The 14,195-nt window shown below is 66.0% G+C and carries 9 protein-coding genes; 5 read left to right on the plus strand and 4 right to left on the minus strand.

Going from position 1 to position 14,195, the window contains the following annotated elements:
- Positions 1–28: 28 nt before the first annotated feature.
- A complete protein-coding gene (pflB, locus tag ABNQ38_RS08985) occupies positions 29–2,299 on the minus strand; it encodes a formate C-acetyltransferase (protein ID WP_377807424.1) in 2,271 nt (756 codons plus the stop codon).
- A 411-nt stretch (positions 2,300–2,710) separates the two neighbouring features.
- Between pflB and ABNQ38_RS08990 the strand changes: the two genes are divergently transcribed.
- Positions 2,711–3,619: a MurR/RpiR family transcriptional regulator gene (locus ABNQ38_RS08990; protein ID WP_377807136.1), complete on the plus strand. Its 909-nt coding sequence runs from the start codon at positions 2,711–2,713 to the stop codon at positions 3,617–3,619.
- Positions 3,620–4,029: 410 nt separating this feature from the next.
- On the opposite strand, the gene ABNQ38_RS08995 is transcribed toward ABNQ38_RS08990, so the two are convergent.
- Positions 4,030–4,404, minus strand: a complete 375-nt coding sequence (locus ABNQ38_RS08995; RefSeq protein ID WP_109050636.1) for a hypothetical protein — start codon at positions 4,402–4,404, stop codon at positions 4,030–4,032.
- A gap of 206 nt (positions 4,405–4,610) precedes the next feature.
- Between ABNQ38_RS08995 and rraA the strand changes: the two genes are divergently transcribed.
- A complete protein-coding gene (rraA, locus tag ABNQ38_RS09000) occupies positions 4,611–5,138 on the plus strand; it encodes a ribonuclease E activity regulator RraA (protein ID WP_377807137.1) in 528 nt (175 codons plus the stop codon).
- A 202-nt stretch (positions 5,139–5,340) separates the two neighbouring features.
- Positions 5,341–7,932, plus strand: a complete 2,592-nt coding sequence (gene acnB / locus ABNQ38_RS09005; RefSeq protein WP_377807138.1) for a bifunctional aconitate hydratase 2/2-methylisocitrate dehydratase — start codon at positions 5,341–5,343, stop codon at positions 7,930–7,932.
- An 87-nt stretch (positions 7,933–8,019) separates the two neighbouring features.
- On the opposite strand, the gene ABNQ38_RS09010 is transcribed toward acnB, so the two are convergent.
- On the minus strand, positions 8,020–8,919 hold the full coding sequence (locus ABNQ38_RS09010; RefSeq protein WP_377807139.1) for an MBL fold metallo-hydrolase: 900 nt from the start codon (positions 8,917–8,919) through the stop codon (positions 8,020–8,022).
- 309 nt (positions 8,920–9,228) lie between these two features.
- Between ABNQ38_RS09010 and ABNQ38_RS09015 the strand changes: the two genes are divergently transcribed.
- Entirely contained in the window at positions 9,229–10,338 is a 1,110-nt protein-coding gene (locus ABNQ38_RS09015; protein ID WP_377807140.1) for a branched-chain amino acid ABC transporter substrate-binding protein, read from the plus strand.
- A 24-nt stretch (positions 10,339–10,362) separates the two neighbouring features.
- Here ABNQ38_RS09015 and ABNQ38_RS09020 read toward each other — a convergent pair whose 3' ends face one another.
- Complete coding sequence (locus ABNQ38_RS09020; RefSeq protein ID WP_377807141.1) at positions 10,363–13,386, minus strand: EAL domain-containing protein; 3,024 nt, start codon at positions 13,384–13,386, stop codon at positions 10,363–10,365.
- Between the two features lie 458 nt (positions 13,387–13,844).
- On the opposite strand from ABNQ38_RS09020, the gene ABNQ38_RS09025 reads away from it, so the two are divergent.
- Entirely contained in the window at positions 13,845–14,171 is a 327-nt protein-coding gene (locus tag ABNQ38_RS09025; protein ID WP_377807142.1) for an antibiotic biosynthesis monooxygenase family protein, read from the plus strand.
- The last annotated feature ends 24 nt before the right edge of the window (positions 14,172–14,195 follow it).

Raw genomic sequence — 14,195 nt, forward strand, 5'->3', positions numbered from 1 at the left:
GACCGTTGGACGAGCTGTCCGGACGGTCTTAGTGCTTGTCGTGGAACGTCCGGCTGATGACGTCGAGCTGCTGCTCGCGCGTCAGCTTGATGAAGTTCACGGCATAGCCGGACACCCGGATGGTCAGCTGCGGATACAGCTCCGGATGGTCCATGGCGTGCAGCAGCGTCTCGCGGTCGAAGACGTTGACGTTGATGTGGTGACCGCCCTGCGCGGCATAGCCGTCCAGCATGCCGACCAGATTGCTCACCCGCTCGTCTTCGGTCCGGCCGAGAGCGCCGGGGACGATGGTGAAGGTGTAGCTGATGCCGTCCTGCGCATGGGAATAGGGCAGCTTCGCCACGCTGGCCATCGACGCGATGGCGCCCTTCTTGTCCCGCCCGTGCATCGGGTTGGCGCCCGGCGCGAAGGGCTGGCCGGCCTTGCGGCCGTCCGGCGTGTTGCCGGTCTTCTTGCCATAGACCACGTTGGAGGTGATCGTCAGCACCGACTGGGTCGGCATGGCGTTCCGGTAGGGCTTCTGCTTGCGCAGCGCCGTCATGAAGCGCTCGACCGCCCAGATGGCGATGTCGTCGACCCGGGCGTCGTTGTTGCCGAAGGCCGGATAGTCGCCCTCGATCTCGAAGTCGGTGGCGAGACCCTTGGCGTCGCGGATGACCTTCACCTTGGCGTGCTTGATCGCCGACAGGCTGTCCGCCACCACGCTCAGGCCGGCGATGCCGCAGGCCATGGTGCGCAGGATGTCGCGGTCGTGGAGCGCCATCTCCATCCGCTCGTACATGTACTTGTCGTGCATGTAGTGGATGGCGTTCAGCGCGTTCATGTAGACCTTGGCCAGCCACTCCATCATCGGCTCGAAGCGGGCCATGACCTCGTCATAGTCCAGCACGTCGCCGGTGACCGGAGCGAAGGCCGGGCCGATCTGCTCGCCCGAAACCTCGTCCTTGCCGCCGTTGATGGCGTACATCAGCGTCTTGGCCAGGTTGGCGCGGGCGCCGAAGAACTGCATCTGCTTGCCGATGCGCATGGCCGAGACGCAGCAGGCGATGCCGTAATCGTCGCCCCAATAGCCGCGCATCAGGTCGTCGTTCTCGTACTGGACCGAGCAGGTCCTGATCGAGGTGTCGGCGCAGAAACGCTTAAAGCCGTCCGGCAGCTGTTCGGACCACAGGACCGTCAGGTTCGGCTCCGGCGCCGGGCCGAGGTTGTGCAGGGTCTGCAGCATGCGGAAGTTGGTCTTGCTGACCAGCGTCCGGCCGTCCAGCCCCATGCCGCCCAGGCATTCCGTCACCCAGGTCGGGTCGCCCGAGAACAGCTGGTCGTATTCCGGCGTGCGCAGGAAGCGGACCAGACGCAGCTTCATGACGAAATGGTCGATCATCTCCTGGGCTTCCGCCTCGGTGATGACGCCGTCGTTGAGGTCGCGCTCGATGTAGATGTCGAGGAAGCTGGACACCCGGCCCAGCGACATCGCCGCACCGTTGGCTTCCTTGACCGCCGCCAGATAGGCCAGATAGGTCCACTGCACCGCTTCCCGCGCGGTGGCGGCCGGACGCTTGACGTCGAAGCCGTAGGAGGCGGCCATCTGGACCAGCTCCTTCAGCGCACGGATCTGCTCGGAGATCTCCTCGCGCAGGCGCAGTACGTCCTCGTCGATCCGGCTGACTTCCAGCGAGGCCAGCTGGGCCTTCTTGTCCTTGATCAGGAAATCGGCGCCGTACAGCGCCAGCCGGCGATAGTCGCCGATGATGCGGCCGCGGCCATAGGCATCGGGCAGGCCGGTGATGACGCCGGACTTGCGGCAGCGCAGCATCTCGGGCGTGTAGACATCGAACACGCCGTCATTGTGCGTCTTGCGCAGGACCGGGAACACCTCCTCCAGCTTCGGCGACGGGGTATAGCCGTAGGCCTCCAGCCCGGTCTTGACCATGCGCCAGCCGCCGAACGGCATGATCGCGCGCTTCAGCGGCTTGTCGGTCTGCAGGCCGACGATCACTTCCAGCTCGCGGTCGATATAGCCGGCGGCGTGCGAGGTGATCGAGGCGAAGACTTCGGTGTCGGCGTCCAGAACGCCGCCCTTGGCGGCGCGTTCCTGCTTCAGCAGGTCGGTGACCTTGGCGAACAGCGCGGTGGTGCGGGCGGTGGGACCGGCGACGAAGCCCGCGTCCCCTTCATAGGGGGTCAGGTTGCGCTGGATGAAATCGCGGACGTCGACCGAGCGGCGCCAGACGCCCGGGGCGAAGCCGCGCCAGGGGTCGGCGGCGGACTGCTGCTCCGTGGCCTGGGCAAGTCCGTCCATCAGCAGGGTGTCCATGATGACTCCTCAGAGATATAGCCGTCGGCGCGGGTCAATGGCCGTGTCGGCGGTCTCGTGGTGCCCGCGAACCGCGCGGGACGATTGGAAGCGTAGGCGCAATCGGCGCCGGATTCGTTGATACACGTCATATTTTCAGACCGGGCGCGGGGCGGCCGGTGCGGTGACCGATGCCGTGCGTTGCGCCCGCTCTGTAGTTTTACTACATACTCCCGGACGGGCTTCCGGACAAGGCGGACAGTCCCGGCATTTTGTCGCAGGGCAGGGCTGGAGCGGTTGGAAACGCTTGGAAAGGGCAGGCCGCGCCCGCGACGGAATCGGTCGTTCGCAGCGCTGTATATGTAGCTTTGCTACATGTGCTAGGCTGACCCACAATCAGAAGGGAGAGCCCCCCACATGCTGGCGAGAATCGCCGCCGTCCGCGACCAGATCCGTCCGTCGGAACGCAAGCTGGCCGACTATGCGATGGCCCATCCGGGCGACGTGATCAACCTGTCCATGGCCGAACTGGCCGACCGGGTCGGGGTTAGCGAGCCGACGGTGGCGCGCTTCTGCGCGGCGCTTGGCTGCCGCGGTTTCCGCGAGTTCAAGATCAAGCTGGCGCAGGACATCGCCGGCGGCATGCCGTTCCTGCATCAGGACCTGTCGGTGGGCGGGGAGCCGGACGCGGATGGCAATGTTCCAGGGGGTGTGCCGGGAGCGGTGCTGGCCGGCAAGCTGTTCGACCGCACCATCGCCACGCTGATGCAGGTGCGCAACAACCTGTCGGCCGACGCGGTGGACCGCGCCGCCGACGTGCTGGCCGCGGCCCGCCGGATCGAGTTCTACGGCTCCGGCAACTCCGGCACGGTGGCGGAGGACATCCAGCGCAAGTTCTTCCGGCTGGGCATGCCGACCGTCGCCTACACCGACTCCCACGTCTATTTCGCCTCGGCCCTGACCCTGGCAAAGGGCGATGCCGTGGTCGCGGTGTCCAGCACCGGCCGCACCCGCGACATCCTCGACGCCGTGCAGAATGCCCGCAAGGCCGGGGCCGACGTGGTGGCGCTGACCCGATCCGGTTCGCCGCTCGCCGACATGGCGACGGTCAGCCTCGTCGCCGATGTGGCCGACGATTTCGACATCCACTCGCCGATGACCGTGCGCATCGCCCATCTGGTGCTGGGCGACATCCTGTCCATCGCCGTGGCCCTGCGCATGGGCGACACGCTTCAGGAACGGTTGAAGCGCCACGACCGTGCGGTGGATGCCCATGTGTCGGAGGGCGCGTCGGCAACGTTGTCCGGGCGGCAGGGGGATAGTTAAGACAGGTCAGAGGTTTTTGCGGACTGGAACCGCAATTCGGCCCCTTCGACAAAAACCCCGAAAAAGGATGAAAGTCCTATAAACTGCGGCAGGTTGAACTCGTTCAAGGAGGCCCGCCATGCCGTTCGACAGTCAGACCGCCGATTGGGCCGGTTCGCCCGAGCGGATGGAACAACGGCCGGAGGACTGTCTCACGCTGTTCCACCGTCCCGGCGGGGCCCTGTCGCAACCGGGGGCAGAACGCGATAGGAAGCGGTGCGACATGGAACAACAGCCGGGAAACTGTTCCACGCCGTTCCACCGTCCCGGCAGGCGTCCGTCCCGGATGGACCGCGGCCTGAGGGTGGAACGGATGCCAGGACCCTGTTCCACGCCGTTCCATCTCCATGCCCCCCCGGATGGCTAATCCATCACCTGCCCGGCAGCTTCGCCCCTTCGCGGGCATAGATCTGGATCGGCCGGCAATCCTCGTCGAGCGTGACCACCAGCGAGCCCGGCTGGTCCTTCAGATACACCCAGGCGTCCCAGCGGACGATCTTGTCGCGGTATTCGTCGCGATAGATGCCGTAATTCACGCCGCGCACATTGCTGGCAGGCAGGCCCACGCCGGTCAGCACCGCGGCGGTCTGCGGGTTGCAGTCGTTGGTCACGTTGCTGTTGATGATGGAAAGCAGCGCCGGATCGGGCTGTGCCACCGGCGGGGGCGAAAGGGTGGAGGCGCAGGCGGAGACCAGCATGGTCAGCGCACCGGCCGCAGCGAAAGCCGCGAAGTTCGGCGTTTTCATGGGGAAGGCACCATCCGTTTTCTTCGTCTTTCTGGAAATATGGGTGCGGTTGCGCTGGCGTCGATTGCACGTTCGGCAAGTCTCCTGCGTCACGTTCGCCGACCTGCCGCCATCGCGGCGCGCGCCTCTTGCCTGCCGCCCGCCTTTGGCGCAAGAGGGGGGCGAGAAAGTCCCTGCACCGTTCACGCTGTGGAGTTCAAAGCCCCATGACGATTGACCAGACCGCCGCCGATCAAGCCGCCGCCTTCACCCCCACCTGCGACCTGTTCGACCGCTTCAAGGACGAAGCCCGCTATGTCCTGCCGGGCTTCCGCGACTTCGGCGCCGTCACCCGCTTCACCGGTCCGGTCGTCACCGTGAAGTGCCTGGAGGACAATTCCCGCGTCAAGGAGCTGCTGGCAACCCCCGGCGCCGGCCGCGTTCTGGTGGTGGACGGCGCCGGCAGCCTGCGTTGCGCCCTGATGGGCGACATGATCGCCGCGTCGGCGGTGAAGAACGGCTGGGCCGGGGTGGTGATCTGGGGTTGCGTTCGCGACGTGACGGAGCTGGCGGCCCTGCCGCTCGGCATCAAGGCGCTGGCCTCGATCCCGCGGGCCTCCACCCGCCGCGACCAGGGGCTGGTGGACGTGGCCGTCGAACTGCCGGGCGCGGCGGTGCGCCCCGGCGACATCCTGTTCGCCGACGAGGACGGCATCGTGCTGCTGGCACCGGAGCAGGCGGCCGCGCTGAAGTAAAGCGGGGACGACGAAGTGGTCATACCAAGCGCCGGTAATACCAGTGCAAAAAGAATGGCAGCTTCGTCCTGTCCGCTTCACGTAAGCGGGGCGCCCCCTTGCACTTTCACTTTAGCAGGCATATAAACCCGACCTGAGTTCAAGCGGGCCGTCTCACGGTTCCCATCCAAGGGCCGGCCTTTCATTTATGAGGAACCCTGCCGTGCTCGAAGCCTATCGCCAGCACGCGGCCGAACGTGCCGCCCTCGGAATCCCGGCTCTGCCCCTGACCGCGAAGCAGACGTCGGAGCTGATCGACCTGCTGAAGGCCCCGCCGGCGGGTGAGGAGGCCTTCCTCCTCGACCTCATCACCCACCGCGTTCCGGCCGGCGTCGACGATGCCGCCCGCGTCAAGGCCGGCTTCCTGGCCGCCGTCGCCAAGGGCGCCGACAGCTCGCCGCTGATCTCCAAGGTCAAGGCCACCGAACTGCTGGGCACCATGCTCGGCGGCTTCAACGTCCAGCCGATGATCGACCTGCTGTCGGATGCCGAGTGCGGCACCGCCGCCGCGGAAGGCCTGAAGAAGACCCTGCTGGTCTTCGACTTCTTCCACGACGTCAAGGAGCTGGCCGACAAGGGCAACGCCAACGCCAAGTCAGTGCTGCAGTCCTGGGCCGATGCCGAGTGGTTCACCTCGCGTCCGGAAGTCCCGGCGTCGATGACGCTGACCGTCTTCAAGGTGTCGGGCGAGACCAACACCGACGACCTGTCGCCGGCCCCCGACGCCTGGAGCCGTCCGGACATCCCGCTGCACGCGCTTGCCATGCTGAAGAACCCGCGTCCGGGCATCGACGCCGACGAGCCGGGCCAGCGCGGCCCGACGAAGCAGCTGGAAGCGCTGAAGCAGAAGGGCAACCTGATCGCCTATGTCGGCGACGTGGTCGGCACCGGCTCCTCGCGCAAGTCCGCCACCAACTCGGTGCTGTGGTTCACCGGCGAGGACATCCCGTTCGTCCCGAACAAGCGCTTCGGCGGCGTCTGCCTCGGCACCAAGATCGCCCCGATCTTCTTCAACACCATGGAAGACGCCGGCGCCCTGCCCATCGAACTCGACGTCAACAAGATGGAGATGGGCGACGTCATCGAGCTGCGCCCCTATGAGGGCAAGGCGCTGAAGAATGGCGAGGTCATCGCCGAATTCACCGTGCGCTCCGAGGTGATCTTCGACGAGGTACGTGCCGGCGGCCGCATCCCGCTGATCATCGGCCGCGGCCTGACCGCCCGTGCCCGCGAGGCGCTCGGCCTGCCGGCGTCGGAGCTGTTCCGCCAGCCGGCCTCCCCGGCCGACACGGGCAAGGGCTACACGCTGGCCCAGAAGATGGTCGGCCGCGCCTGCGGCCTGCCGGAAGGCAAGGGCGTGCGTCCGGGCACCTATTGCGAGCCGAAGATGACGACGGTGGGGTCGCAGGACACCACCGGCCCGATGACCCGCGACGAGCTGAAGGACCTAGCCTGCCTGGGCTTCTCGGCCGATCTGGTGATGCAGTCCTTCTGCCACACCGCCGCCTATCCGAAGCTGGTGGACGTCAAGACCCACCACGAGCTGCCGGACTTCATCTCCACCCGCGGTGGCGTGGCGCTGCGTCCGGGCGACGGCGTCATCCATTCCTGGCTGAACCGCCTGCTGCTGCCGGACACCGTCGGCACCGGCGGCGACAGCCACACCCGCTTCCCGATCGGCATCAGCTTCCCGGCCGGCTCCGGTCTGGTCGCCTTTGCCGCCGCCACCGGCGTCATGCCGCTGGACATGCCGGAATCGGTCCTGGTCCGCTTCAAGGGCGAGATGCAGCCGGGCGTCACCCTGCGTGACCTCGTCAACGCCATCCCGCTCTACGCGATCAAGGCCGGCCTGCTGACGGTCGAGAAGAAGGGCAAGAAGAACATCTTCTCCGGCCGCGTGCTGGAGATCGAAGGTCTGCCGGAACTGAAGGTCGAGCAGGCGTTCGAGCTGACCGATGCCTCGGCCGAGCGCTCGGCGGCGGGCTGCACCGTGCTCCTGAACAAGGAGCCGATCATCGAGTACATGACCTCCAACATCACGCTGATGAAGTGGATGATCGCCAACGGGTACGCCGATGCGCGCACCCTGGAGCGCCGCATCAAGGCGATGGAGGCGTGGATCGCCGATCCGCAGCTGCTGCGTCCGGATGCCGACGCCGACTATGCCGCGGTGATCGAGATCGATCTGGCCGACATCAAGGAGCCGATCCTGGCCTGCCCGAACGATCCGGACGACGTGAAGACGCTGTCCGAGGTCGCCGGCGACAAGATCGACGAGGTGTTCATCGGTTCCTGCATGACCAACATCGGCCACTTCCGCGCCGCCGGTAAGATCCTGAACGGGAATTCGGATATCCCGACCCGCCTGTGGATCGCCCCGCCGACGAAGATGGACGCGATGATGCTGACCGAGGAAGGCTACTACGCCACCCTCGGCAAGGCCGGCGCCCGCATGGAAATGCCGGGCTGCTCGCTTTGCATGGGCAACCAGGCGCAAGTCCGCAAGGGCTCGACCGCCGTCTCGACCTCGACCCGCAACTTCCCGAACCGTCTGGGCATCGACACCCGCGTCTACCTATCGTCGGCCGAACTGGCCGCCGTCGCGGCGCTGCTGGGCAAGATCCCGACCACCGAGGAGTATCTGGCCCAGGTCGGCGTGGTGAACAAGTCCGCCGCCGACATCTACCGCTACATGAACTTCGACCAGATCCCGGCCTTCCAGGAAGTCGCGGACAAGGTCGCCGTTCCGGCCTGATAGCCGCAGGCAGCGGTCGGTAAAGGAAACCCCCGCCGGAGCGATCCGGCGGGGGTTTTTCTTGCCGGCATCGAAATGAGGCCGAGGTCAGGGCGCGCAGTAGGCGCTGCGGTCCTCCGCGCGGGCCGGCTTTTCCAGATAAATTCCCTGCCGTGGGATGGCGATCCTGTCGAATTCGTCTGCCAGTTGGTGCAAGGCTGCGCGCATCTCGGCTCCCTGCATCGGCTCGCCATGGCCGGTGATCACCAGGTCCGGTTCCAGGGCCGCCAGTCGGGCGACCGACTCCCGCGCCTTGTCCCATTCGACGGTGAAATACATCGGCGGTCCGTGCATCTCCGCCCGCTGCACCGCAACGGCATAGGCCGATTCCTGGCCCGTGGTGACGAAGGCGTCGCCGACGATCATCGAGCGGTCCTGCTCCCGCCAGAAAGAGACATGGCCGACGCTGTGCCCCGGTGTGTGGATCCAGCGCCAACCCGGCATTTCCGGCACCGACCCGTCGTTGGGCAAAGCATGCAGGCGCGATCCGACATCCACCGGCTTGCGCGGGTAGAAGCGGGCCATCGCCGCCATCGCTCCGCCGCCGACCGACGGGTCGCCGGGCGGGTAGGCGGCCTGACCGTTCAGATAGGGGTGCTCCAGCGGGTGGGCGTAGACCGGGGCGTCCCATTCCTCCGCCAGATCCTCCAGAACCCCGACATGGTCGAAATGGCCGTGGGTCAGGACGATGGCAGCGGGTCTGGCATCGCGGCCGAACCGTTCCGCCGCGGCGGCGCGGATGAAGCCCTTGGTGCCCATCAACCCGGCATCGATCAGCACCCAGCCGCGGTCGCCGGCTCCCGGCGGTCCCCAGAACACCACATTGACGATGCCAAGCCGCCGATAGGCGAGGTCGGGCGCGATCTCGTGCGTGTGGTCGTTGCGCAGTGCGTCGAGCGCCGGATCGATCGCGCTGCTGTCCTCCGACAATGGAATCTGCGAGGCCATGGCTGTCCATCTCCCACCTGTGTCCTTCGACAACAGCACGGAGCGGCGCTCGTCCTGTTTTTCCGGCTTCGCCTCTCCGTCCCTGTGGCTGCCACTCACCGGTCCATGGACTGTCCGGCAAGTATCGTTGATGATCATCTCAAATAGTGGCGAAGCTGGCGATGGCGGCGAACGGTCGCGGTTTCCGTCGGAGCGCTGCGAAACCCATGATCGCGCTTTTAAAATCCTGTCGTATCGGTCAGAAAAGGAAACATGCCGTGGCCGGCGGATATGGTCCGGCACAAAATGGTCATCCTGGGAGAACCAATCATGCGTCTCACCGTCCTTTCCTTCGTCAGCGCGACGGCGCTGCTGGCCGGCTTCGGCACGGCGCAGGCCGACATCGTGATCGGCCTGGGCACGGCGACGACCGGCCCGGTCGCAGCGCTGGGCGAGCAGTCGGTGTACGGAGCCAAGCAGGCGGTCGCGGACATCAACGCCAAGGGCGGCGTGCTGGGGCAGAAGCTGGTGCTGAAGGTGGGCGACGATGCCTGTGACCCGCGTCAGGCGGTTGCCGTCGCCAACCAGTTCGTGCGCGAGAAAGTGACGGCGGTGGTCGGCCATCTCTGCTCCGGCGCCAGCATCCCGGCGGCCGACGTCTACCAGGAAGAAGGCGTGGTGATGGTCACCCCGACCGCCACCAACCCGCTGCTGACCGCCAAGGGCCATCCGAACATTTTCCGCGTCTGTGGCCGTGACGACCAGCAGGGCGTGGTTGCCGGCACCTATCTGGCCCAGACCTTCAAGGGCAAGAACGTCGCGGTGCTGGACGACAAGCAGGCCTACGGCAAGGGACTGGCCGACGTCGTGGTGGAGACGCTGGAGAAGGCCGGCAGCAAGGTCGCCTATCGCGGGTCGGTCACGGCGGGTGAGAAGGACTTCTCTGCCCTGATCACCAGCCTGAAGGACAAGAACATCGATGCCGTTTACTATGGCGGCTACCATCCGGAACTGGGCCTGATCGTCCGTCAGGCGCAGGAACAGGGAATGAAGCCGCAGTTCATCGCCGGCGACGGCCTGAACAACCAGGAATACTGGTCGATCACCGGCCCGGCCGGCGAGGGCACGCTGTACACCGACAGCGCGTCGGCGGCCAGCGATCCGAAGGCGCAGGAGCTGATCGCCTCCTTCAAAAAGGCCGGCCTGCCGGAACCGGGCAACTTCGCCTTCTACAGCTATGCCGCGGTCCAGGTGATCGCCGAGGGCCTGCAAAAGGCCGGCAGCACGGACAGCGGCAAGCTGGCGAAGACCCTGCATTCCGGCAGCTATGACACGGTCGTCGGTTCGGTGGAATTCGACAAGAAGGGCGACATCACCAAGCCGAACTATGTCATGTATGTCTGGAACAACGGCCAGCCCAAAATGGTGGCCCAGAAGTAACCAGAGCAGGAAGCCGGCTCACCGTCATGCGTGAGCCGGCTCTTCCATTTCTATAATTTCGGGCTTTTTCATGTATTTTGTGATGAAGTCTTCGACCGGCATTGGGCGGTCGAAGTAATAACCCTGGAAAACTGCGCAGCCACGATCCTCAAGAAAGTCCCGTTCGGCCGCGGTTTCCACCCCTTCCGCCACCACCTTCAGGCCGAGACGGCTGGCAATCGACAGCATCGTTTCCACCAGAACCGCATTGTGGCTGTTGCTGTCGACATCCTGGACGAAGGAGCGGTCGATCTTGATTTCCCGCACCGGCAACCGCTTCAGGTAGGACAGCGACGAGAAGCCGGTGCCGAAATCGTCCAGCGAGAAGGAGATGCCGAGAGCCGCAAGCTCCGACATCTTGGCGGCGGTGTCGGCGCAGTCGCCGACCGCGATGCCCTCGGTGATCTCCAGCGTCAGGCGGCGCGGGTCGGTCCGGGTGGCGCGCAGTGCGGCAATGACACCGGCGCAGAAGTTCGGCTGACGGAACTGGCGCGGGCTGATGTTGACCGACAGGTGGCAGTCGCTGCCGGCATCGGCCAGCCGGCGAAGCACATGGCAGGCCTCCATCAGGACCCAATCGCCGATCGGCAGAATCAGGCCGGATTCCTCTGCCTCCGCGATGAAGGCGCCGGGGGCGACGAAACCGCGTTGCGGATGCTGCCAGCGGATCAGCGCTTCCGCCGCCACCAGCGTGCCATCGGCGCTGGTCTGCGGTTGCAGGAACAGGGTGAAGTCCCCGGCATCGACCGCCTTGCGCAAATCCTGGAGCAGCAGCAGGCGGGCCTGGGCCTCGATCAGCATGGCCGGGTCATAGTCGCGGATGGTGTTCCGCCCGCCGTCCTTGGCGGCATACATGGCGGTGTCGGCCTGCTTCAGCAGATCCTCGACCGACTCGTCCGGCGTCTTGGGGAAGACGGTCAGGCCGATGCTGGCGAAGATGCTGTGCTCGCAGCAGTCGAGCTGGAAGGGTTGGGCCACCGCCAGCCGGAGCTTTTCCGCCACCCTAGAGGCGATGGCGGTCGCCTCCTCCAGCGTGGTGCCAATGTCGGGCAGCAGGATGACGAACTCGTCCCCGCTCAGCCGGCAGACCAGATCGCCCTTGCGCAGGGTGGCGTTGAGCCGCGCCGCCAGTTCGCGCAGCAGCATGTCGCCGACCATATGGCCGCGGGCGTCGTTCAGCCCCTTGAAATCGTCCAGATCGAGGAACATCAGCGCACCGCAGCGCGCGCCCAGCCGGGCCGCCCGCAGATGGACGTCGAGATGCTCCATCAGCAGGCGGCGGTTCGGCAGGTTGGTGAGCGGGTCATAGAAGGCGAGATTTTCGATCTGCCGCTCCGCCTGCTTCCGTTCGGTGACGTCGATCACCACGGTCAGATAGCCGCGAACCGCACCGCCGCTGTCGCGCAGCACGCTGGTGACGGTGGAAATCGAGATGCGGGCGCCGTTCCTGCGCACTCCGGTCCATTCGCCGCGCTCGGGCCGGCCGCTGCACCGGGTGTGGGCGACCAGCGCCGCGAAATCCGCCTTGACCGGACGGTCGAGTTCGATGGACAGCCCGTCGGCGTGGGCGCGCAGTTCGTCCGGGTCATAGAGGCGCGGCAGGTCGGCGCTGCCGATCATCTCCGCCGCCGGGTAGCCGAAGATGCGCTCTGCCTCGCGGTTGAAAACACGGACGACGCCGTCCAGCGTGGTGGCGATGATGCCGCAGGCGGCGCTTTCGAGGATTCCGGTGTTCAGCGACAGGCTGTCCTTCAACGCCTCGCGGCTGGCGTAGGTCTCGGTCACATCCTGGAAGACCATGACGACACCGTGCAGCGTGCCGTCCCGGTCGCGGATGGGCGAGGCCATGTCGGCGATGTGGCTGCGGGTTCCGTCGCATGCCACCAGAACGGTGTGGTTGGCGAGGCCGACCATGTCGCCGTTCTTCAGCACCTGCTCGACCGGCACCGGCACCCGCCGCCCCGTCTCCGCATTCTCGATGTCGAACACCTCGGTCACCGGCCGGCCGGCGGCCTCGCCCAGGGTCCAACCGGTCAGCCGTTCCGCCACCGGGTTCATCAGGCTGACGCGTCCGGCGGTGTCGGTGACGATTAGCCCGTCGCCGATGGACAGCAGGGTGACGCGGGCCTGCTCCTTTTCCCGCCAGAGGTCGCGTTCCGACTGGTGCAGGGCGTCATAGGGGTGATGCACCGCGGTGACGAACACCGCGCGGTACAGATACCAATAGCCGATGACCTTGTAGACGTGCCCGGCCATGTTCGCGAGGTCGTGGACGTTGAGATAAAGCGTGAAGCACAGTTCGCTGATCGCGATGGCGATGGCGGCGATCACCATGCGGCGGACGTCGAGCATGCGGGCCGCGCGCCGGCGGCGGTGGAAGATCACTGCGGCCCCGACATAGAGAAGGACCAGCAGATATTCAGCCGCGACCTTCAGCGGCGTCAGCCCTTTCCCGTCCACATAGGTGCGCGGCAGCAGGTCGGGGTGCCACAGGACCGCCCAGAAGATCGCGGCGCTCGACAGCAGCACCCCGCCGACCAGCGGATAGCGCAGGGCCGCCGGGTTCGCCGCTCCGACCTTCCAGGGAAGGACGGCCGCCGTCAGCAGGGCCAGCGCCGCCATCAGCCGGGCGCCGAGCCAGAAGGCGATGGCCTTTTCCGGGCCGGCCGGCGTCACGAAGTCAGGCATGCCGGCAAAGGACAGCAGATGCCCGAAATCGAGCAGCGCCACGCCGAGGAAGCAGGTGGACAGCACCAGCAGGGCTGGTGGGGTGTCGTCGTTCCGGGAGTGCCAGCCGATGGCGAAGATCAGGGTGGCGACGGCGATGGCGAAGGTTTCGAAGAAGGTGTGCAGCGGCAGGTAATCGGCCAGTTCCACCGACCCCGGAACACGGGCGCCCTGAAGCACGAGCAGGAAGGGAACGGAGAGGGTAACGAGCGTGCCGATGGCACCAGGAGTCCTGGCACGGCCTTGCACCGTCCCCGTCTGCTTTGGGACTGTTGCAGTCATTTCGCTCCCCCCGGCCACTGGGTCGGTCCCCCGGTCCGCGGACCTTATACCTCTTATGCCTATATTAGGGCTTAACGGCATTAGGCAGCCATACGCGGACAACCCTTACCGAACCGGACGTTTGGAACACCGTGAAACAGATTTCGGAAGCTGTTCCACTGTCCAGTGCGTCCGAGGCGTGTGGAGGTCGCGATGGACTTGCGGAGAACGTGCATGGCGGCTTCTCCAAAACGAGGGAGGCGTGCGCATTTTATCCCATCGGTCGGGCCGCATGTGGGCGCTTGGAAAAAACGGACATCAAGGCTTTGAAGCGTATGAGAGATTTGCGGATTCGGCGTTCCCGGTCCGGCATGGCGCGGTCATAAGGGACGGCGCGTCAGGTTGATTGCCCCGCGCTGCTGCCAACCTCTATCCTCGACCGGGTCGGGCCCGTCGACCACGCCGGAAAGGAATGCCGCATGTTCATCGCGATGAACCGTTTCAAGGTCCGCCATGGGGCGGAGCAGGAGTTCGAGGAGGTCTGGCTGAACCGCGAAGTGCATCTGCACAGGGTGCCGGGCTTCGTCGAGTTCCACATGCTGCGGGGGCCCGACCGGGACGATCACCGGCTCTATTCCTCCCACACGGTTTGGGAGTCCGAAGGCGCCTTTCAGGACTGGACGCGGTCGGAAGCCTTCCGCAACGCCCATGGCAATGCCGGTGCCCGCAAGCCGCTTTATGTCGGGCCGCCGGAGTTCGAGGGATTCGAGGTCATCCAGACCGTGCCGCGCGATCCGAACGCCTGAACGATACGAACCTCAATCCTCGGG

Source organism: Azospirillum sp. A29 (assembly GCF_042604625.1).
In the GTDB taxonomy this organism is placed as follows: domain Bacteria; phylum Pseudomonadota; class Alphaproteobacteria; order Azospirillales; family Azospirillaceae; genus Azospirillum; species Azospirillum palustre.

Bases quoted from the DNA above. Each gene is read 5' to 3' on its own strand.
- ABNQ38_RS08995 (WP_109050636.1), bottom strand. From the start codon at position 4,404: ATGAAAACGCCGAACTTCGCGGCTTTCGCTGCGGCCGGTGCGCTGACC.
- ABNQ38_RS09025 (WP_377807142.1), top strand. From the start codon at position 13,845: ATGTTCATCGCGATGAACCGTTTCAAGGTCCGCCATGGGGCGGAGCAG.
- ABNQ38_RS09015 (WP_377807140.1), top strand. From the start codon at position 9,229: ATGCGTCTCACCGTCCTTTCCTTCGTCAGCGCGACGGCGCTGCTGGCC.
- ABNQ38_RS08990 (WP_377807136.1), top strand. From the start codon at position 2,711: ATGCTGGCGAGAATCGCCGCCGTCCGCGACCAGATCCGTCCGTCGGAA.
- ABNQ38_RS09010 (WP_377807139.1), bottom strand. From the start codon at position 8,919: ATGGCCTCGCAGATTCCATTGTCGGAGGACAGCAGCGCGATCGATCCG.
- rraA (WP_377807137.1), top strand. From the start codon at position 4,611: ATGACGATTGACCAGACCGCCGCCGATCAAGCCGCCGCCTTCACCCCC.
- ABNQ38_RS09020 (WP_377807141.1), bottom strand. From the start codon at position 13,386: ATGACTGCAACAGTCCCAAAGCAGACGGGGACGGTGCAAGGCCGTGCC.
- pflB (WP_377807424.1), bottom strand. From the start codon at position 2,299: ATGGACGGACTTGCCCAGGCCACGGAGCAGCAGTCCGCCGCCGACCCC.